Origin of the sequence: Streptomyces sp. NPDC002580, assembly GCF_042889485.1 — a bacterium.
Classification (GTDB): Bacteria; Actinomycetota; Actinomycetes; order Streptomycetales; family Streptomycetaceae; genus Streptomyces.
This window is the reverse complement of sequence record NZ_JBIAQZ010000003.1, coordinates 702,480-721,654: the sequence shown is the minus strand read 5'-3', so window position 1 is coordinate 721,654 and position 19,175 is coordinate 702,480. Positions and strand designations below refer to the sequence as shown.

Sequence of the window (19,175 nt, the reverse complement as noted above, 5' to 3'; positions counted from 1 at the left end):
AAAACGAGCCGACGACGAGTCGTCGATCGTTGAATGGTGGTGCGGAATGGCTGCCCGGGGACCGACCGGAGTCGACGCTCACGTCGGACAACTCGGAGAACATTACGTACGGGAGGCAGTCGTGTCAACTCCGGCCCGGACAGGGCGCCTCGGGCGTACGGTGGGCGCATGACTACGCGTACGTGCACCCAGCAGTGGTGGGCCGCCTGACGGCGGCCGTGCTCACGTATGTACCCAACGGCCGCCGCTCTCGGCGGCCGTTCTTGTGTCTCCCTCCTGGGGAGCCGGCCGGTGGGTGCGGCGGCTTCGACCAGGAGGTGGAGAGATGACGAGGATCTTCAGCGGGGTCAAGCCGACCGGGCATCTGACGCTGGGGAACTATCTGGGGGCCGTGCGGCGCTGGGCCGATCTCGATCAGCACCGGGCCGACGCCCTGTTCTGCATCGTCGACCTGCACGCGCTGACCGTGGACCACGATCCCGGGCGGGTCCGCAGGCTCAGCCGACAGGCGGCGACCTTGTTGCTGGCGTCGGGGCTGGATCCGGAGCTGTGCACCGTGTTCGTCCAGAGTCATGTGGACGAACACGCGCGGCTGTCGTATCTGCTGGAGTGCGTCGCGACCGACGGCGAGATGCGGCGGATGATCCAGTACAAGGAGAAGGCCGCGCTGGAGCGGGCGCGCGGTGGGAGCGTCCGGCTGTCCCTGCTGACGTATCCCGTGCTGATGGCGGCCGACATCCTGGCGTACGGGAGCGACGAGGTGCCGGTCGGGGACGACCAGACGCAGCATGTCGAATTGACCCGGGATCTGGCCGTTCGGTTCAACCAGCGGTACGGGCACACGTTCGTCGTGCCCCGGGCCACCCGTCCTGAGGTCGCGGCGCGGGTCATGAACCTGCAGGAGCCGACATCGAAAATGGGGAAGAGCGACGACGTCGGACCAGGTGTCGTCTATTTGCTCGATGAGCCGGACACCGTACGGAAGAAGATCATGCGGGCCGTGACGGACAGCGGCCAGGACGTGGCGTACGACCCGGAGAACCGGCCCGGGATCTCGAATCTGCTGGAGATCCTCGCGGCGTGTGAGGGGGCGGACCCCGAAACCCTGAGTGGTGTCTACGAGTCGTACGGCGCTCTGAAGAAGGACACCGCCGACGCCGTGATCGAGCTCCTCAGACCCCTGCGGGAGAGGCACAAGCGGTTGTGCGCGGATCCGGCGTACGTGGAGGGGGTCCTGCGGGACGGCGCGGAGAGGGCCAGAGCGATGGCCCGGCCGAGGGTGGACGCGGCCTACGCGGCGATCGGCCTGCTGCCGCCGACCGGCTGAGTACTGAGGAGAGCTGAGTACCCAGGAGAGCTGAGCGCCGGGCCGAGCCGAAGGGCGAGTGGCCGCGGGCCCGGCGGGCCGCCGCCTCGGCACCGGGCAGGCCGGTGCCGAGGGTCGGGCGGTCCGGTCAGCTGTTGCCGGAGGCGAGTTCGCGGCTGCGGTCGCGGGCCGCCTCCAGGGCCGCGATGAGCGCGGCCCGTACGCCGTGGTTCTCCAGCTCCCGGATCGCGTTGATCGTGGTGCCCGCGGGTGACGTGACGTTCTCCCGGAGCTTCACGGGGTGTTCGCCACTGTCGCGGAGCATCACGGCGGCGCCGATCGCGGACTGGACGATCAGGTCGTGGGCCTTGTCGCGGGGCAGGCCGAGCAGGATGCCCGCGTCCGTCATGGCCTCGACCAGGTAGAAGAAGTACGCCGGTCCCGAACCGGAGAGCGCGGTGCAGGCGTCCTGCTGCGACTCGGGGACGAGGAGGGTCTTGCCGACGGAGCCGAAGAGTTCCTCGGCGAGCGCGATGTGCTCGGCGGTGGCGTGGCTGCCGGCGGAGATGACGGACATGGCCTCGTCCACGAGGGCGGGGGTGTTCGTCATGACCCGGACGACGGGGGTGCCGGTCGCCAGACGCTCCTCGAAGAACGAGGTGGGGATGCCCGCCGCGCCGCTGATGATCAGGCGGTCGGCGGGGATGTGCGGGGCGAGCTCGTCGAGGAGGGTGCCCATGTCCTGGGGCTTGACGGTGAGGATCAGCGTGTCGGCGGTCTTGGCCGCTTCCGCGTTGCTGACCGGGGTGACTCCGTACCGTTCCCGGAGTTCCTCGGCCCGCTCCGGGCGGCGGGCGGTCACCAGGAGGTCGGCGGGTGCCCAGCCGCCCCGGATCATCCCGCTGAGCAGGGCTTCGCCGATCTTGCCGGTGCCGAGGACTGCGACTTTCTGAGACATGGCTGCGGGTGCCCTCCGAGGGTTGGGTCGTCCGGGTTCATCCTCCCACCGGGGTCACCGCGCCGGGCGCGTTGTCCGATGGGCGGACGGCGTCCGGGGCGGCCACCCCGTCGCGGGTCCTACGGCGTACGGCGCCGCAGCGTCGCCGCCCCGAGTCCCAGGACCAGCACCGCGGTCCCGGCCACGATCAGCGCGTCCCGGACGAAGGTCGCGGTCATGTCCGTGTGTCTGAGGACCTCGTTCATGCCGTCGACCGCGTACGACATGGGGAGCACGTCGGAGATGGCCTCCAGGACGGGGTGCATGTCGGAGCGGGCGGTGAACAGGCCGCAGAGGAGGAGCTGCGGGAAGATCACCGCCGGCATGAACTGGACGGCCTGGAACTCGGACGCGGCGAAGGCGGAGACGAAGAGGCCGAGGGCCGTGCCGAGGAGCGCGTCGAGGAGGGCGACCAGCAGGAGGAGCCAGGGGGAGCCCGTGACGTCCAGGCCGAGGAACCAGACCGCGAGCCCGGTGGCCAGGGCCGACTGGACGACGGCGAGGGCACCGAAGGCGAGCGCGTAGCCGGCGATCAGGTCGCCTTTGCCGAGGGGCATCGCCAGGAGGCGTTCGAGGGTGCCGGAGGTGCGCTCGCGCAGGGTCGCGATGGAGGTCACCAGGAACATCGTGATCAGCGGGAAGATCCCCAGGAGGGACGCGCCGATGGAGTCGAAGGTGTGGGGGTTGCCGTCGAAGACATAACGGAGCAGGAGCAGCATCACGCACGGGATGACGATCATCAGGGCGATGGTGCGCGGGTCGTGGCGGAGCTGGCGCAGGACGCGGGTCGCGGTGGCCGTGGTGCGGGCGGCGTTCAGCGCGCTCGGGCGTGAGGCCGGTCGCGCCGGCCCGGACGCGGCACCGGGGCCGGCGGGAGCCGTCGCCGGGGTGGGGCTCGTGGGTGCGGTGGGGCTCATCGTGCGGTCCTCGCGGGGGTGGGCACCGGCGGACCGGGGGTGGCCATGGGCGGCGGGCCCGGACTCGGACTCGAGCCCGGATTCCGCCCCGGACTCGGACCCGGACCCGGATTCGGCGTCGACGGTCAGCGGCTCCGTGCCGGGGGTCGCGAGTACGGCGGCCGAGGCCAGGGGTGTGTCGTCCGATGCCCGGGGGGTCGTGGCCGCCGTCCGGTGGTCCGTCGTCGGCGGCCCGGGGTCGAGGATGGTGCGGGTCTGTCGCGGGGTCGTCGGGCCCGGCGCGGAGTCGGACCGGTGCGCGGCGGCGACCGCCTCGTCGACGAGGTGGAGGAACGCTGCTTCGACGGTGTCGGAGCCGGTCCGTTCGCGGAGGGCGTCGGGGGTGTCGTCGGCGAGGATCCCGCCTTCGCGCATCAGCAGGAGCCGATGGCAGCGCTCGGCCTCGTCCATGACGTGGGACGAGATCAGGAGGGTCGCGTCGCGCTCCTCTGCGATGGCGTGGAAGAGGCTCCACAGGTCGCGGCGCAGCACCGGGTCGAGACCGACGGTCGGTTCGTCGAGGACGAGGAGCTCCGGGGTGCCGAGCAGGGCGACGGCGAGGGAGACGCGGCTGCGCTGGCCGCCCGAGAGGTTGCCGGCGAGGGAGTTCGCGTGGGAGGCGAGGTCGACGTCCGCGATGACCCGGGTGACGTCGGCGTGGCGGCGTTCGGCGGCGGTGCGGCCGGGGTCGAGGATCGCGGCGAAGTAGTCGAGGTTCTGGCGGACGGTCAGGTCGTCGTAGACGGAGGGGGCCTGGGTGACGTACCCGACGCGGGAGCGGAGGGCGGCGTCGCCGGCGGGGAGGCAGAGGACTTCGAGGGTGCCGCCGACTCTGGCCTGGGTGCCGACGGTCGCGCGCATCAGGGTGGACTTGCCGCAGCCCGAGGGGCCGAGCAGGCCGGTGATCTGGCCGCGCGGGACGGTGAAGCCGAGGCCGTCGAGGACGGTGCGGGTGCCGCGGACGACCGTGAGGTCCTGGGCGCGGACGGCGGGCGGTGAAGAGGGCACGGGTGTTCCTGTGGGGTCGGGCGGACGGGAACGATTAATCATCACTCGATGAATATTCCTCCCGCGGGACACGCCGGTCAAGAGCCGTGGCGCGACGGCCGAGGGGCGGAGCTTCGGGCGGCGCAGGCGCGCGTCGGCGCGAACGGAAGGAGGCCGTCCGCGGTGCGGCTGAGCATGCGCTCCCGCGTTCGCGTGACGGTCGCCCGGAGGGGCTGTGCGATCAACCGGCTTACCTGACAATGGATTTCACTGTGCGATACGGCCCGTGCCGTACCGCCGGAGCCGTCGCGCCCTCCCCCGGCGCGGCGCCCACGCATCTCTCGCCGTCGTCCGGAGGTGCCGTTGTGATCCGCAAAGCCGATGTCCTGGCGTCCGTTGTCGTCTTTCTGGTGGCGTTGCCCCTGTGTGTCGGGGTCGCCATAGCGTCCGGGGTGCCCGCCGAACTGGGGCTGGTGACCGGGATCGTCGGTGGGCTGGTCGCCGGGGTGCTGCCCGGGAGCAGTCTGCAGGTGAGCGGGCCGGCGGCCGGGCTGACCGTGCTGGTGTACGAGGCCGTGCAGTCGTACGGGGTCCAGGTGCTGGGTGTGCTGGTGCTCGCGGCCGGGGTGGTGCAGCTCGGACTCGGGGTGTTACGGCTCGGGCGGTGGTTCCGGGCCGTGTCCGTGGCCGTCGTGCAGGGAATGCTCGCCGGGATCGGGCTCGTGCTGATCGCGGGTCAGGTCTACGCGATGGGCGACGCGGCCGCGCCCTCCGGCGGGCTCGGGAAGATCGCCGGGCTGGGTTCGCTGGCCGGAGCCGCCGATCCGGTGGCGCTGGCGATCGGCGTCGGCACCGTGGCCGTACTGCTGCTGTGGCCGCGTTGGCGGCGAGGGGCCCGGGTGGTGCCGGCTCCGCTGGTGGCGGTGGGGCTCGCCTCGGCCGCGACCGGCGTGTTCGATCTCGCGGTGCGTCGGGTCGAGGTGCGGGGGCTGTTCGACGCCGTGCGGCCGCCGTCCCTCGCGGACCTCGGCCGGCTCACGGAAGTGGGCGTGCTCGGGACCGTCCTGGCGTTCGCGCTGATCGCTTCGGCGGAGTCGTTGTTCAGTGCGGCGGCGGTGGACCGGCTGCATCGGGGGCCGCGCACCGACTACGACCGTGAGCTCATCGCGCAGGGTGCCGGGAACGCCGTGTGCGGGATCCTCGGGGCACTGCCGATGACCGCGGTGATCGTACGGAGCGCGGCGAACGTGCGGGCCGGGGCCCGGACGAAGGTGTCCCGGGTGCTGCACGGGGTGTGGCTGCTGCTCTTCACGGCGGTGGTGCCCGCGGTGCTGGGGATGATCCCGGTGGCGGCGCTCGCGGGGCTGCTGGTGCACGCGGGGTGCAAGCTCGTGCCGGTTCGGGAGATCCGGACGCTGTGGCGTGGGCATCGCGGTGAGGTGATCGTCCTCGGGGTGACCGCGGTGGCCATCGTGGTCGGGAACCTCTTCGAGGGGGTGCTGGTCGGGCTCGCGCTCGCCGTGGCGAAGACCGCCTGGGACATCAGTCATGTGCACGTGGAGACCGAGGACCGGGGCGGCGCGGAGCTGGTCGTACGGGTCGTCGGCAACGCCACGTTCCTGCGGCTGCCGAAACTGCTGGACGCCCTGGAGGCGTTGCCGCACGACCGTGACGTACGACTGGAGCTGGGCGGCCTGCGGCATGTCGACCACGCGTGTGCGGCGGCCTTCGAGGGATGGGCCGCCGGGCGCGATCAGGAACGGGTCGCCACCAGCAGGTCCACCACGTAGGTCTCCTCCACCGTGCCCTCCGGGAACGCCCGGAGCAGGTGCTCGCGCTCCTCGGCGAAGTACGCCCCCGCGGCCTCCTCGCCGAGGACCAGGAACGCCGAGTGGCTGCCGATGTTGGCGAGCCGCATGTCGATCGGGACGCGCCGGCTCCAGCGGACGTGGCGACGCTCGAAGGAGAGGCGGCCGCCGGGTTCGGCGGTGAGGGGACGCGAGCCCCCGGACCGGGCGGCGAGGGCGAGAGCGGCGCGGGCGCCGCTGCCGTTCCTCTCGACCACCTGGTCGATCCCGAAGAAGCGCTCGGCGCGCCGGGCCGACGCCTCGATCCACGGGACGTCGAGCGCCTCGGTGTTCCACCACAGGGCCAGCGCCCCGCCGGGACGCAGCACGCGCAGCGCCTCCGGCACGGAACGGCTCGGGTCGGTCCAGTGCCAGGACTGGGCATAGGTGACGAAGTCCGCGGAGGCGGTCGCGAGGGGCAGGGCTTCGCCGCTGCCCCGGACGATCGGGAGGTGGGGGTGGACGCGGCGGAACTCGGCGGCCATGCCCGGGCCGGGCTCCACGGCGAGGACGTCGGCGCCGCGGGCGTGGAGGAGTCCGGTCGCTATACCGGTGCCCGCGCCCACGTCGACGACCTCGGCGCCGGTCAGGGGGCGGTCCGCCAGTGCCTCGACGGCGTCGAAGAGCGCGGGCGGATAGGCGGGACGGTTCGCGGCGTACTGCGCTGCGGCCCCGTCGAAGGAACGGGCGCGGGCGGCCTGCGAGGCCGCGCGGAAAGGATGAGAGGCCATGACTTCATGATCGGGGTGCGGGGGGTGCCGCGGTAGGCCGCCTCGTGGCCGGCACGGCGCTCATCGCACGCGCGGTTCTGGCCGTACGCGCCTCGCTCGCCTCACTCGCCGTACTCGCGGCCCGCACGGCAGGCGCGGCGCTCGCCGTACTCGCCGCCCGCACCGGACTCGCGGCGGAGCCGGACGCCGTACCGTACCGGTGCTGTCCGGCCGATCAACGGCTTCATCGCGCTCGTGCGCCCCGGTCCCGGTCCCGGTCGCGGTCGCCGGGCGGCACGAGTGCGCCCGTCCCCGGGGCCCGGACGCGGCCGGTCAGGAACGGCGGCCCTTCTTCGACGGGTTGCCGGTGCGGCGGGTGGTGCGGCGGGCGTACTGCTCCTTCGCGCTCTCGTACTCCTCGCGGTGGAGCTTCTCGCCCGGGGCCTCGGACAGGGAGCGGAGGCAGTAGGCGAGGAGGGACCCGACGAAGCCGATGGTGAGCAGACCGCGCAGGGAGGCCTGGCGGCCGGGGTCGGGGCGCTTGGTGAAGGCCTCCGAGGTGTGGCGGAAGGCCAGGGCGCTGCACACCGCGAACATCACCACGACCATGACGGTCACGGGGGTCCCGATGTCCGCGATGGCCAGGCCCTGGTAGGCGAATCGGAGCACGAGGCAGGAGGCCGCCGCGGCGGCGAGCGAGCCCGCGGCCACGCCGATCCGGCGGCCGGTGTAGCCGCGGTCGTGCTCCACCCAGGTCGTCCCGAAGAAACGCAGGGGCTCGGGCCGGGGCCCCGCGGGGGTGCCGGTCACGGTTCCGGTGCTGGTCTTCTCGTCGCTCACCCGACGATTATCGCTCCGGTCACCGCGCCGGCGGCCGCCGCGGGTGCCCACGGGGGCGGCGCGTCGGCGGCGGACGGTCAGGAACACTCCGGTGCGACGTAGCCGTCGCTGCCGGTGTTCACGTAGGCGTCCGCGACGAACTGGCCGTTCGAGATGTTGTCCCAGATCTTCGAGGTCCCGTAGTAGCCGCTGACCGTTTCCCCGGGGCACTGGCAGTAGATCGGGACTCTCGAGCCGGCCGCCAGGGTGCGGACGATGCTGAAGTGGGTGCCCGGGCCGCTGCGGACGTTGATGACGGTGCCCGGTGCTATGGGATACGTACGCAGCGCGGCCGACGCCTGGGACGTGGCCCCCGCCACCATCAGAAGCGCGGCAGCGGCTCCTCCGATGAGCGTGGCCCGTCTGCCCGACACGATCTTCAAGGTGGTCCCTTTCGTTGACGTCAGGTTCTTGCCGTCAGTTTCTTGCCGTCAGGAGCAGCGCGGCGCGACGTAGCCGTCGCTGCCCGTCTTCACGTACGCGTCCGACACGAACTGCGAGTTGGCGATGTTGTCCCAGATCGTCGAGGTCCCGTACGGTCCGGTGACGGACTCTCCCGGGCACTGGCAGCGGATGGGGACACTCGTGCCGGCCGCCAGGGTGCGGACGATCGGGTAGTGAGTGCCCGGGCCGCTGCGGACGTTGACGTTGGTGCCCGGTGCCAGCGGATACGTGCGGAGCGCCTGGGCGGCCAGCGGCTCCGCGTCCGCCGCCTCCGTCGAACTGCCGATGGTGATGTCTTCCGTGGCCATATCGGCCTCCCCCGTTGAATGGTTCACGCCAAATTCAAGGTGCGCGCAGAGGCTAGCAAGCCGCCGGGGTTTCGTACGAAGGATCGACTAGGCTCTGCGCGTCGCGCATGCGGAGGAACCCACGGGGGTGAGTTATGCCGCCACAGCGCAGCAACGGTACGGACTCGGAAGCGGAACATCCGCGCTATGCCGGGCAGTACCTGCTGGAGGCCGAACTCGGCTCCGGTGGCATGGGGATCGTGCATCTGGCGCGGTCCGCCTCCGGGTTGCGGCTCGCCGTCAAGATCGTCCATTCCGCCTACGCCCAGGACCCCGAGTTCCGGGGGCGGTTCCGGCAGGAGGTCGCGGCCGCCCGGCTGGTCAGCGGCGCCTTCACCGCGCCCGTGGTGGACGCCGATCCCGAAGCCGAACACCCGTGGATGGCCACCCTGTTCATCCCCGGCCTGACGCTCGCCGAACACGTGAAGCGGAACGGCGCGCTGCCGTCGGCGCGGCTGCGTCACCTGATGGCCGGACTCGCCGAGGCCCTGCGGGACATCCACCGGGCCGGGGTCGTCCACCGGGACCTCAAGCCCAGCAACGTCCTTCTGGCCGACGACGGGCCGAAGGTGATCGACTTCGGGATCTCGCGCCCTTCGGACAGTGAACTGCGCACGGAGACGGGCAAGTTGATCGGCACTCCGCCGTTCATGGCTCCGGAACAGTTCAGCAGGCCACGGCATGTCGGGCCGGCCGCCGACGTGTTCGCCCTCGGGTCGGTGATCGTGCACGCGGCCACCGGGAGCGGGCCCTTCGACTCGGACAGTCCGTATCTGGTCGCCTATCAAGTCGTCCATGACGAGCCGGACTTGACAGGCGTACCGGAGGAGATGGTCGAGCTCGTCTCGCGCTGCCTGGCCAAGGAACCCGAGGACCGGCCCACCCCGGACGAGGTGATGACGGCGCTGCGTTCCGTCTCGGCGTCGTACGACACCCGGGCGTTCATTCCCGAACAGCGCTCCGGGGCAAGGGAGTCGGTGTCTCCCGCGCCCCGCAGGCCTCGGCCGGGACCCGAACGTCCGGAAGGCTCCGAGGACAGCACACACGCGGTCGCGCGCAAGCGGTCCGGGCCGCGTTGGCGACTGCCCGTGGCCCTGGTTCTGGCGGGACTCGCCGTGGCCGCCGGCGCGGTCGCCCGGTTCGACGGACCGAAGACCCCGGCGGCGCGGGAACGGACGACTCGATCGACGCCGGCCGGTGCCTTCGCGCCGTGGGACGTGAAACTGACCGCACGGGGCGTGAAGACCTCGGGCCAGCCGCGATGCACGCACGACGCCCACAGGCTGTACTGCGTGCGGCCCGGCCTGCTGGCGGCCGCGGTCGATCCCTCGGACGGCAGGGTGCTGTGGTCCCGCTCCGACCCCCTGGCGCGCAGTGCGGACGTGACGAGCGAACCGGCCCTGTCCGGCGGGCTGCTCCACGTCCTCGGCGGGGGCGGACACCGGACGATCGCCCTGGACCCCGCCACCGGGAAGACGCGCTGGGAGCGGGACACCACACGCTACGAGGGCGGGATCGCCCACATCGGTGGCGCCGTCCTGCTCACCGACCGGAACTCCGAGGTCACCGCGCTCGACGCGGCGACCGGCAAGAAACTGTGGCAGCACACCGTCCCGGGGCAGACGTCGCCGAGGTTCTCGTCCTACGGGGACGGAACCGCGTACGCCGTCACCGCCACCCCCACCCCCGACCGGACCCGGACCACCGTGTCCGCACTGGATCCCAGGACCGGTGCCGTGAGCTGGCGGCGGAGCATCGACGAGGCCCTGGTTCCCCTCCACGCACAGGACGGCACGATGTGGTTCACCTCGTCGGACGCCTACGCGGCGACGGACGCCGTCGTGCGCTACGACGTCGCCGACCGGACGGTGCGGCGCACCGCGCTGCGCTTCCCGCTTCCCGGAGCGCAGGCCGCCGTACACGGGGACACGGCCTATCTGCTGGCCGACGGAGGCGCACTCGTCGCCGTCGACACCAGGACCTCGACCCAGAAGTGGCGGGTGGAGACGTCCGTCTCCTGGGCCTCGGCTCCCGTCGTGGCCGGTGGCCGTCTCTACCTGAGTGCCGCGGACGGACGGCTGCTAGCGGTGGACGCCGACCGGGGCACGCTGCTCGGACAGACCCGAGCACGGCTGGGTGACAAGCGGGGTTCGCTGGCCGACGTGCTCCCCGCGCCCCTCGTCGCCCACGGCAAGATCTACGCCACCGCCCCCGACGGCTCGCTCTTCGCGGTCGACGCGAAGGATCCCTCCGCCTGGTGACGCGCGGAGGGGCCGCCCCGGCAGGAGCGGCCCCTCCGCGCGATCGCGTGCCCGGGGTGCGGCCGGGCGTGGCGGGTTCAGCCCAGCTTCGACACGTCCCGCACCGCGCCCTTGTCCGCGCTCGTCGCCATCGCGGCGTACGCGCGAAGCGCGGCCGAGACCTTGCGCTCGCGGTTCACGGGGGCGTAGACGCCGTTCAGGGCGGCGCGGCGGGTGGCCAACTCCTCGTCCGGGACGAGCAGTTCGACCGAGCGGTTCGGGATGTCGATGCGGATGCGGTCGCCGTCGCGGACGAGGGCGATCGTGCCGCCGGACGCGGCCTCCGGGGAGGCGTGACCGATCGAGAGGCCCGAAGTCCCGCCGGAGAAGCGGCCGTCGGTGATCAGGGCACAGGTCTTGCCGAGGCCGCGGCCCTTGAGGAAGGACGTCGGGTAGAGCATCTCCTGCATACCCGGGCCGCCCTTGGGGCCCTCGTAGCGGATGACCACGACGTCGCCGTGCGTGATCTCCTTCTTGAGGATCTTGTCGACGGCCTCGTCCTGGGACTCGCAGACGACCGCGGGCCCCTCGAAGGTCCAGATGGACTCGTCGACGCCGGCCGTCTTCACGACGCAGCCGTCGACCGCCAGGTTGCCCTTGAGGACCGCGAGGCCGCCGTCCTTGGAGTAGGCGTGCTCGCTGGAGCGGATGCAGCCGCCCTCGGCGTCCTCGTCCAGCGCCTCCCAGCGCTCGGACTGGGAGAAGGCCTCGGAGGAACGGACGCAGCCGGGGGCCGCGTGCCACAGCTCGATCGCCTCGGGGGACGGGGAGCCGGCCCGCACGTCCCAGGTCTTCAGCCAGTCGGAGAGGGACGGGCTGTGGACGGAGTGGACGTCCTCGTTGAGCAGGCCCGCGCGGTGCAGTTCGCCGAGGAGGGCGGGAATGCCGCCGGCGCGGTGCACGTCCTCCATGTAGTACGTGCGGTCCTTGGCGACGTTCGGGGCGACCTTGGCGAGGCACGGCACCCGGCGCGAGACCGCGTTGATCTCGTCGAGGCCGAAGGGGACTCCCGCCTCCTGGGCGGCGGCCAGCAGGTGCAGGATCGTGTTGGTGGAACCGCCCATGGCGATGTCGAGGGCCATGGCGTTCTCGAAGGCCGCGTGGGTCGCGATGTTGCGCGGCAGGACCGACTCGTCGTCCTGGTCGTAGTAGCGGCGCGTGATCTCGACGACCGTGCGGCCCGCGTCCTCGTACAGGCCCTTGCGGGCGGTGTGGGTGGCGAGGACCGAGCCGTTGCCCGGCAGGCTCAGGCCGATGGCCTCGGTCAGGCAGTTCATCGAGTTGGCGGTGAACATGCCGGAACAGGAGCCGCAGGTCGGACAGGCGTTCTCCTCGATACGGAGGATGTCCTCGTCCGAGATCTTGTCGTTCACGGCGTCGGAGATCGCGTCGACCAGGTCGAGGGTGCGGACCGTGCCGTCGACCAGGGTGGCGCGGCCGGACTCCATCGGGCCGCCGGAGACGAAGACCGTCGGGATGTTCAGGCGCAGGGCGGCCATCAGCATGCCGGGCGTGATCTTGTCGCAGTTCGAGATGCAGATCAGCGCGTCGGCGCAGTGCGCCTCGACCATGTACTCCACCGAGTCCGCGATCAGGTCGCGGGAGGGCAGCGAGTACAGCATGCCGCCGTGGCCCATCGCGATGCCGTCGTCGACCGCGATCGTGTTGAACTCGCGGGCGATGCCGCCGGCGGCCGTGATGGCCTCGCTGACGATCCGGCCGACGGGCTGGAGGTGGGTGTGGCCCGGCACGAACTCCGTGAAGGAGTTGGCGACCGCGATGATCGGCTTCCGGCCGATGTCCGCGCCGGGTACCCCGGAAGCGCGCATAAGGGCGCGTGCGCCCGCCATATTGCGGCCGTGGGTGACGGTGCGGGACCTCAGCTCGGGCATCGTCGCTCGCTCCTTCGGGGAGGTATGAGGAGAGTTATGACTGATGCCGAGCGTACGCCGGTGCTCCAGGATCCGGACAGGCCGTCCGGATTACGGGACGCTTATCTCGAAAAGCGATCGCTTCCGTGCGGCGTCCGCGCACGTCAGCGGCGTTCCCCCGAGAGGAACCGCCCCGTCCGCGGGGCGGCTCGCTCATGGGTTCGTGAGGTGTCCCTGCACCACGGGCGCCACCCTGGCCACGATGCGCTCCATGTCCACCGAGGCCAGCGGCTCGACCTTGATGACGTAGCGGAGCATCGCGATCCCGACCAACTGGGCCGCCGCCAGTTCCACGCGCAGCTCGCCGTCCGGGACGTCGAGCCGGTCCGCGACGCGGCGCATCACCTGCGCGACCACGAGCCGGCGGAAGACGGCCGCCGCGGTGTCGTTGTGCACGGCCGAGCGGACGATCGCCAGCAGCGGGGTACGGCTCGTGGGGTTCTCCCAGATGCCGAGGAAGAAGCGTGTCAGCCGTTCGCCGATGCCGTCGAGCGACCCCTTGAGCACCATCTCGGGCGCGTCGAGGGCGGGGGCGAAGGCGACCTCGATGGCCGCCTCGAAGACCTGTTCCTTGGTGCCGAAGTAGTGGTGGACGAGCGCGGAGTCCACACCGGCGGACTTGGCGATGCCGCGCACCGACGTCTTCTCGTACCCTCGCTCGGAGAACTCCTCGCGGGCCGCCTCCAGGATGCGGTCGCGGGTGGCGGGGCCCGCCTCCGTCTGCGTACGGCTGGGCCGTCCCCGGCCGCGGCGGGGGGCGGCGTCCGTCATCGGCGGGGCACCTTGACGGCGGAGGCGAGGTGCAGCCGGGTGAAGGCGAGGGCCTCCGCGAGGTCGGCCTCGCGCTCGGCGCTGGACATCGCGCGGCGGGTGTTGACCTCGATGACGACGTGGCCGTCGAAGCCGGACTGCGCGAGGCGGTCCAGAAGTTCGGCGCAGGGCTGGGTGCCGCGGCCCGGGACCAGGTGCTCGTCCTTGCTGGAGCCGTTGCCGTCGGCGAGGTGGACGTGTCCGAGCCGGTCGCCCATCCGGTCGATCATCTGCAGGGCGTCGGTGCGGGCGGTCGCGGTGTGGCTGAGGTCGATCGTGAAGTGCCGGTAGTCGTCCTTCGTCACGTCCCAGTCGGGGGCGTACGCGAGCATCTCGCGGTCGCGGTAGCGCCACGGGTACATGTTCTCGACGGCGAACCGCACGTCCGTCTCGTCGGCCATGCGCCAGATCCCATCGACGAAGTCACGGGCGTACTGACGCTGCCAGCGGAACGGGGGATGGACGACGACGGTGCTCGCGCCGAGCTTCTCGGCCGCCGCCCTGGCGCGCTGGAGCTTGATCCACGGGTCGGTGGACCAGACCCGCTGGGTGATCAGCAGACACGGGGCGTGGACAGCGAGGATCGGGACCCGGTGGTAGTCGCTGAGGCGCCGCAGCGCGTCGATGTCCTGGCTGACCGGGTCGGTCCACACCATGACCTCGACTCCGTCGTACCCGAGGCGTGCGGCGATCTCGAAGGCCGTCGCCGTCGACTCCGGATATACGGACGCCGTGGACAGCGCGACCTTCGCATCCGGGATCCGCACGACTGGTTCTGCCACGAGGGACAGCGTACGGGGTGCCTCCGGCGGTCGGGCGGGAGTGGCGAGCTTGGCCGGGGGGCCCGTTCGGCCCCGGCGGGGCTTTCCCCGGCCTGCCGCCCGGGGGCGTACAGGTCTGCCGGCCTGGGACGCTCCGGCCTCGGGCCCGAGGACGGGTTCGGCTCCCGGTGGTGGGGGTGGGGGCTCGGGGCGGGGCGCGCTTGTGATCGATGCCACGGCCCTGCCGGGCGTTCCGGGGGCCGTCGCCGTGGGGGCGGGGGGCCGTCGTCGGACTCCCCTTGCGGAGGGCTGGGCGCGCCGTTCCCCGCGCCCCTTCAGGACGTCTGCCGCTCAGGGCGTTCCGAGGCGCCGCGCGGGAGGGCCCCGTCGCCGTGGGGGCGGGGGCCGTCGGCGGACTCCCCCTTGTGCCTGGCTGGGCGCGCCGTTCCTCGCCCCCTTTCGGGGCGCCTGCCGCTCCAGGCGTTCCGAGGCGCCGCGCGGGAGCGTCCCGTCGGTCTCGTGGGCGCGGGTCCTGTCACTCCGAGGCCATCTGGTCCAGGCGGCGCAGGATGACGCCCTCGCGCAGGGCCCAGGGGCAGATCTCCAGGGTCTCCACACCGAAGAGGTCCATGGCGGCCTCGGCGACCAGCGCGCCGGCGAGGAGCTGGCCCGAGCGGCCCGGGGAGACGCCCGGCAGTGCGGCCCGTTCGTCGGCCGTCATGGCCGCGAGGCGCGGAACCCAGTCCTCCAGGGAACGGCGCTTGAGCTCGCGCTGGACGTACAGGCCGTCCGTGGAGCGTGCGGCTCCGGCGATCCGGGCGAGCTGCTTGAACGTCTTCGAGGTGGCGACCACGTGGTCCGGGGCGCCGAAACGGCTGAACTCACCGACCGTACGGGCGATCTGGGCCCGCACATGGCGGCGCAGCGCCCGGACGTCGGCCGGGTCCGCCGGGTCGGTGGGCAGCCAGCCCGCGGTCAGCCGGCCGGCGCCGAGCGGCAGCGACACCGCCGCGTCCGGCTCCTCGTCCATCCCGTACGCGATCTCCAGGGAACCGCCGCCGATGTCGAGGACGAGCAGCTTGCCCGCCGACCAGCCGAACCAGCGGCGGACCGCCAGGAAGGTGAGCCGGGCCTCCTCGGCGCCGGTCAGGACCTGCAGCTCGACGTCGGTCTCGGCGTACACCCGGGCGAGGACCTCGTCGGCGTTGCTCGCCTCGCGCACGGCCGAGGTCGCGAACGGCAGCATGGCCTCGACACCCTTGTCCTCGGCGGCCTCCAGGGCGTCCCGGACCGTTTCGATCAGCTTGTCGACGCCTTCGGAGCCGATCGCCCCGCTCTCGTCGAGCAGTTGGGCGAGCCGCAGATCGGCCTTGTGCGAATGCGCGGGCAGCGGGCGGGCGCCGGGGTGCGCGTCCACCACCAGCAGATGCACCGTGTTCGAACCCACGTCGAGGACACCGAGTCTCATGCCCGGAACGCTACTGCCCGCAGGGCCGTTCACGGGGGGCGGGGCGAAGGCCCACATCGAACGGTGATCTTCGGGCGCGGACCGGAGCGTCCCCGGAGCGGTCGGAAGCGACTTACCCTGGACGCGTGCCAAAGACGAAAAAGGCGAAACCCGACAAATCGGCCACGGGTCCTTCGCAGACGAAGGCCACGAAGTCGAGGAAGCCCGTGAAGAAGAGCGACGAGAAGGGGCTCGACTTCGCTCGCGCGTGGGTGGAGTTTCCCGATCCGGCCGATGCCGAGCAGGTCTTCCGGTGCGATCTGACATGGCTGACCTCTCGCTGGAACTGCATCTTCGGAAGCGGCTGCCAGGGCATCCAGGCGGGGCGCGCCGACGACGGCTGCTGCACGCTGGGGGCGCACTTCTCCGACGAGGACGACGAGAAGCGGGTGGCCGGGCACGTGGCGCGGCTCACGCCGGAGATCTGGCAGAACCACGACGTGGGCGTGGAGACGGGCTGGGTCTCGCAGGACGAGGACGGTGACCGCCAGACCCGTCCGTACCAGGGCTCCTGCATCTTCCAGAACCGTCCGGGCTTCGCGGGCGGCGCGGGCTGCTCGCTGCACATCCTGGCCGTCAAGGAGGGGCGCGAGCCTCTGGAGACCAAGCCGGACGTCTGCTGGCAGCTTCCGGTGCGCCGGACGTACGACTGGATCGACCGGCCGGACGACACCCGGGTCCTCCAGGTCTCCATCGGCGAGTACGACCGCCGCGGCTGGGGCCCGGGCGGCCACGACCTGCACTGGTGGTGCACGTCGGCGACCTCGGCACACGGGGCCGGCGACCCGGTGTACGTCTCGTACCGTCCGGAACTGATCGAGCTGATGGGCAAGGCGGGGTACGACCGCCTGGTCGAGCTGTGCGAGGAGCGGCTGGCCTCGCAGCTGCCGCTGCTGGCACCGCATCCCGCGGACCCGGTGGACTGACCCGGCCGACCTGGGCCGGCCCCGGCCCAATCTCGGACATCCCGACCCCAGTGTCACGGGGCCCGGGACCTATGACCACGGGCTCGGCGCCTACGAGGAGCCCGGGTCGTCGCTGTCGTCGGGCGGCGGGATCGAGCCGCCCGGGTCCGAGGAGTCCGAGTCGGTCGGGGTGGGCGTGGGCGACGGGGCCGTCGGAGTCGGGGACGGGTCCGTGTCGGGAGGGGTCTGGGTCGAAGGCCCCGAGGGGGTCGAGCCGGTCGGGGTGGGGGCGGGGGTGTGGCCGGCGGGACGGGACGGGCCCGCCTTCCCGTACCCCCCGATCGTGACCACCGCGCCCGCCGGCGCGATCGACACCCGCGCGCTCCAGTGGCCGGCCGGCTCGCGGAGATGATCGACGTACACCTTGACCGTCACCGATTCGCCCGGTTCGAGCGTCCCCGACGACTGGCTGAGGTAGAGCCAGGACGCACCGGTGCGCGCGGACCAGTGGACCGGCGAACTGCCGGACGCGGCGAGCGTGACCAGGGTCGTGTCGCCGTCGCCGGCCGCCGTCACCGACAGGTGGCCCGCGTTCTGTCCCGGGGTGCTCCCGGACGCGCTCACGACCTCCACGGACACGTCCGGCGAACGGCTGCCCTTGGTGAAGTGGGGGTCGGGTCCGGGGCTGGCGTTGCCGGCGTTCTCGTAGCCGCCGGTCCGCCCGTCGTCCAGGCCGTCGGGGTCCTGCGCCTCGCTCGTGCTGGCCGGGCGGCCGTCCATGCCCTCACCGGTCAGCGGGGCGCCCCGGTACGCGGCCCAGAGGGCGAGCACGGGTGCGGCGACGACGGTGGCGACGATCGTGGTGGTGACGGCGCGGGCGCGCAGCCGGTCCCTGCGGGCGGCGTGGTCCTTGGGGTCCATCGGGAAGCCGCGCCGGTCGAAGCGCGGAGCGCTGCCCCGCGCGCGGGGGGCGTGCCCCATGGCGACGCGCAGGGCCGCCTGCGGGGCCCGGAGGACGGGGAGCGCCGCGGGCGTGACGCTGGTGCCGGGCCAGGAGCCGGGAACGGCGCGCTCGGCGGTACGGCGGCAGCGCGGGCAGTCGTCGACGTGCCGGACCAGCTCGCCGCGCAGGGTGGTGCTCAGCACCAGCTGGTTGTCACCGGTGAGCCGGGCGACGCTGGGACAGGCGCCGGTCTCCACGACGGCGAGCGCCGCACGGGTGCGCTCGACCTCGCAGGCGGCGGAGGCCAGCAGCTCGCGCGCCGCGACGAGGTCCATGCCCAGGACGGCGGCCACCTCGTGGGCGGCGAGCTGGTGGCGTACGGCGAGTTCGAGCGCCTCCCGTTGCTCGGGGGTCGTGCCGGCGGCCTCCGGCCAGGCCAGCAGGCCGAGTTCGTGTCGGCGGTGGGTCTGGACCTCCTCGGTGACCGGGGCGACGCTCAGCGCCCCGGCCGCGCGCCGGTCCGCCGCGGCCCTGAGCGCGTCCTCGGAGCCGGCCTCCTCGCGGGGACCCTTGCCGGCGCCCCGGAGGTCGCCCCGCTGCGGCGAGTGCCGTCCGGTGGCGTGCGCGGCCTGCCGCCTGCGCCGTGCCTCGGTGAGCTTGCGCAGGCAGGACCAGCGGGCGAGCGCGTAGAGCCAGGCCCTGCGATCGGCGGCGGACTCCGGGCCGCGCGGGCCCCGCCGCTCGGCCAGCGCGAGGGCGTCCCCCAGGGCCGCGGTGGCCGCGTCGTGGTCGCACAGCACGGACAGGCAGTAGGTGAACAGGCCGTCCAGGTAAGGCTCGTAGCGCGCGGGGGGACGCTGGACCAGGGTGCGCGGGGTCGCACCACGGGGCGCGACCGCCCACTTGCGCGCGCCTCCGTGCGCCCGGTGCGCGCCGGTGGTGTGCGTGGAGGTCTCCGAACTGCTGCTCATCACCCGTGCGACCGTAGGTGCCCGAGGGTGGGCCCTTCCTGCACCTTGAGGACTTTTAATCCGTACGGGTGAAACGATCCCTCATAAGAGGACAGGAACCTCGGACCCCTGGCCTGGGCCGTCACCGGTGGCGATGGCAGTCGATGGCACTCGATGGCAGATCGGCCGCCGAGGACCGTACGGAAACCCGGTCGCGGGGGCGGAACGGGGGGCAGGGCGGGGGCCCGGCTGCGGGCCGACGACGGGAAGGTCCGGCGCACGGCCGCACGGACCGAGGCGTCACGGGACGGCCGTGCGGACAGAGGTGTCACGGCACGGGCCGCACGGGCCGCACGGACCGGGTGACGGAGCGCGGGGCCGTGGCGACCGGGTTCCAGGGGCCGGCCTCAGGACGCCCGGAGAGCTCGGCGCCCCCTGACATCAGCGGTTCGGCCGACTCGGCTCGGAGTGCGCGAACGGGCGGCCCGGAACGCGGCGCGGAGAGCGCGGGCGGGTGGCGGACGCCCGGAGGGGAAGGCGCGGGCGGGCGGCTCGGAGGGCGGGCGCGTCGGCGCGGGGGCGGGGGGATCGGCGC

16 protein-coding genes and 1 pseudogene are annotated in these 19,175 nt (G+C 72.7%); 4 read left to right on the top strand and 13 right to left on the bottom strand.

Going from position 1 to position 19,175, the window contains the following annotated elements:
* Positions 1-325 precede the first annotated feature (325 nt).
* The gene (trpS, locus tag ACFYW7_RS14160) at positions 326-1,327 is read left to right on the top strand and encodes a tryptophan--tRNA ligase (protein WP_389501605.1); all 1,002 of its coding nucleotides are present in this window, start codon (positions 326-328) and stop codon (positions 1,325-1,327) included.
* Positions 1,328-1,454: 127 nt separating this feature from the next.
* On the opposite strand, the gene proC is transcribed toward trpS, so the two are convergent.
* From proC to ACFYW7_RS14145, 3 genes and pseudogenes are all read right to left on the bottom strand, one after another.
* Positions 1,455-2,264 (bottom strand): pyrroline-5-carboxylate reductase, encoded by an 810-nt coding sequence (gene proC, locus ACFYW7_RS14155; RefSeq protein WP_389501603.1) that lies wholly within the window; start codon positions 2,262-2,264, stop codon positions 1,455-1,457.
* A gap of 119 nt (positions 2,265-2,383) precedes the next feature.
* The gene (locus ACFYW7_RS14150) at positions 2,384-3,349 is read right to left on the bottom strand and encodes an ABC transporter permease (RefSeq protein ID WP_389501687.1); all 966 of its coding nucleotides are present in this window, start codon (positions 3,347-3,349) and stop codon (positions 2,384-2,386) included.
* A gap of 153 nt (positions 3,350-3,502) precedes the next feature.
* Positions 3,503-4,309: pseudogene (locus ACFYW7_RS14145) on the bottom strand (ABC transporter ATP-binding protein); the annotation flags it as partial.
* 305 nt (positions 4,310-4,614) lie between these two features.
* On the opposite strand from ACFYW7_RS14145, the gene ACFYW7_RS14140 reads away from it, so the two are divergent.
* Positions 4,615-6,036, top strand: a complete 1,422-nt coding sequence (locus ACFYW7_RS14140) for a SulP family inorganic anion transporter (protein ID WP_389501685.1) — start codon at positions 4,615-4,617, stop codon at positions 6,034-6,036.
* Here the strand turns inward: ACFYW7_RS14140 and ACFYW7_RS14135 are convergent.
* The 5 genes from ACFYW7_RS14135 to ACFYW7_RS14115 form a co-directional block, all read right to left on the bottom strand.
* Positions 6,000-6,824, bottom strand: coding sequence for a class I SAM-dependent methyltransferase (locus ACFYW7_RS14135; RefSeq protein ID WP_389501601.1), 825 nt, complete (start codon positions 6,822-6,824; stop codon positions 6,000-6,002). The genes ACFYW7_RS14140 and ACFYW7_RS14135 overlap by 37 nt on opposite strands.
* Positions 6,825-6,925: 101 nt before the next feature.
* Positions 6,926-7,051 carry a hypothetical protein gene (locus tag ACFYW7_RS14130; RefSeq protein ID WP_389501599.1) on the bottom strand — a complete coding sequence of 42 codons (126 nt, stop codon included), beginning with the start codon at positions 7,049-7,051 and terminating at the stop codon, positions 6,926-6,928.
* A gap of 85 nt (positions 7,052-7,136) precedes the next feature.
* On the bottom strand, positions 7,137-7,643 hold the full coding sequence (locus tag ACFYW7_RS14125; protein WP_389501597.1) for an EamA/RhaT family transporter: 507 nt from the start codon (positions 7,641-7,643) through the stop codon (positions 7,137-7,139).
* Between the two features lie 77 nt (positions 7,644-7,720).
* Complete coding sequence (locus tag ACFYW7_RS14120) at positions 7,721-8,005, bottom strand: SH3 domain-containing protein (protein ID WP_389501683.1); 285 nt, start codon at positions 8,003-8,005, stop codon at positions 7,721-7,723.
* A 108-nt stretch (positions 8,006-8,113) separates the two neighbouring features.
* Positions 8,114-8,434 (bottom strand): peptidase, encoded by a 321-nt coding sequence (locus ACFYW7_RS14115; protein ID WP_389501595.1) that lies wholly within the window; start codon positions 8,432-8,434, stop codon positions 8,114-8,116.
* A 134-nt stretch (positions 8,435-8,568) separates the two neighbouring features.
* On the opposite strand from ACFYW7_RS14115, the gene ACFYW7_RS14110 reads away from it, so the two are divergent.
* The gene (locus tag ACFYW7_RS14110; RefSeq protein WP_389501593.1) at positions 8,569-10,734 is read left to right on the top strand and encodes a PQQ-binding-like beta-propeller repeat protein; all 2,166 of its coding nucleotides are present in this window, start codon (positions 8,569-8,571) and stop codon (positions 10,732-10,734) included.
* 77 nt (positions 10,735-10,811) lie between these two features.
* On the opposite strand, the gene ilvD is transcribed toward ACFYW7_RS14110, so the two are convergent.
* The 4 genes from ilvD to ACFYW7_RS14090 all read right to left on the bottom strand — a co-directional run bounded on the left by ilvD (position 10,812) and on the right by ACFYW7_RS14090 (position 15,743).
* Positions 10,812-12,665: a dihydroxy-acid dehydratase gene (gene ilvD / locus ACFYW7_RS14105; protein ID WP_389501591.1), complete on the bottom strand. Its 1,854-nt coding sequence runs from the start codon at positions 12,663-12,665 to the stop codon at positions 10,812-10,814.
* A gap of 192 nt (positions 12,666-12,857) precedes the next feature.
* Positions 12,858-13,475, bottom strand: a complete 618-nt coding sequence (locus tag ACFYW7_RS14100; protein ID WP_389501588.1) for a TetR family transcriptional regulator — start codon at positions 13,473-13,475, stop codon at positions 12,858-12,860.
* The gene (locus ACFYW7_RS14095; protein WP_389501585.1) at positions 13,472-14,296 is read right to left on the bottom strand and encodes a sugar phosphate isomerase/epimerase family protein; all 825 of its coding nucleotides are present in this window, start codon (positions 14,294-14,296) and stop codon (positions 13,472-13,474) included. Before ACFYW7_RS14095 ends, ACFYW7_RS14100 begins: the two co-directional genes overlap by 4 nt.
* 514 nt (positions 14,297-14,810) lie before the next feature.
* Positions 14,811-15,743 carry a Ppx/GppA family phosphatase gene (locus ACFYW7_RS14090; protein ID WP_389501583.1) on the bottom strand — a complete coding sequence of 311 codons (933 nt, stop codon included), beginning with the start codon at positions 15,741-15,743 and terminating at the stop codon, positions 14,811-14,813.
* 125 nt (positions 15,744-15,868) lie between these two features.
* On the opposite strand from ACFYW7_RS14090, the gene ACFYW7_RS14085 reads away from it, so the two are divergent.
* The gene (locus ACFYW7_RS14085; RefSeq protein WP_389501581.1) at positions 15,869-16,708 is read left to right on the top strand and encodes a hypothetical protein; all 840 of its coding nucleotides are present in this window, start codon (positions 15,869-15,871) and stop codon (positions 16,706-16,708) included.
* Between the two features lie 90 nt (positions 16,709-16,798).
* Here ACFYW7_RS14085 and ACFYW7_RS14080 read toward each other — a convergent pair whose 3' ends face one another.
* Positions 16,799-18,604, bottom strand: coding sequence for a hypothetical protein (locus tag ACFYW7_RS14080; protein WP_389501579.1), 1,806 nt, complete (start codon positions 18,602-18,604; stop codon positions 16,799-16,801).
* Positions 18,605-19,175 lie beyond the last annotated feature (571 nt).

What these genes read in the sequence shown, in the direction of transcription:
- proC (WP_389501603.1), bottom strand. Translation starts at nt 2,264, where the DNA reads ATGTCTCAGAAAGTCGCAGTCCTCGGCACCGGCAAGATCGGCGAAGCC.
- ACFYW7_RS14120 (WP_389501683.1), bottom strand. Translation starts at nt 8,005, where the DNA reads ATGGTGGCGGGGGCCACGTCCCAGGCGTCGGCCGCGCTGCGTACGTAT.
- trpS (WP_389501605.1), top strand. Translation starts at nt 326, where the DNA reads ATGACGAGGATCTTCAGCGGGGTCAAGCCGACCGGGCATCTGACGCTG.
- ACFYW7_RS14115 (WP_389501595.1), bottom strand. Translation starts at nt 8,434, where the DNA reads ATGGCCACGGAAGACATCACCATCGGCAGTTCGACGGAGGCGGCGGAC.
- ACFYW7_RS14090 (WP_389501583.1), bottom strand. Translation starts at nt 15,743, where the DNA reads ATGAGACTCGGTGTCCTCGACGTGGGTTCGAACACGGTGCATCTGCTG.
- ACFYW7_RS14100 (WP_389501588.1), bottom strand. Translation starts at nt 13,475, where the DNA reads ATGACGGACGCCGCCCCCCGCCGCGGCCGGGGACGGCCCAGCCGTACG.
- ACFYW7_RS14110 (WP_389501593.1), top strand. Translation starts at nt 8,569, where the DNA reads ATGCCGCCACAGCGCAGCAACGGTACGGACTCGGAAGCGGAACATCCG.
- ilvD (WP_389501591.1), bottom strand. Translation starts at nt 12,665, where the DNA reads ATGCCCGAGCTGAGGTCCCGCACCGTCACCCACGGCCGCAATATGGCG.
- ACFYW7_RS14135 (WP_389501601.1), bottom strand. Translation starts at nt 6,824, where the DNA reads ATGGCCTCTCATCCTTTCCGCGCGGCCTCGCAGGCCGCCCGCGCCCGT.
- ACFYW7_RS14130 (WP_389501599.1), bottom strand. Translation starts at nt 7,051, where the DNA reads ATGAAGCCGTTGATCGGCCGGACAGCACCGGTACGGTACGGCGTCCGG.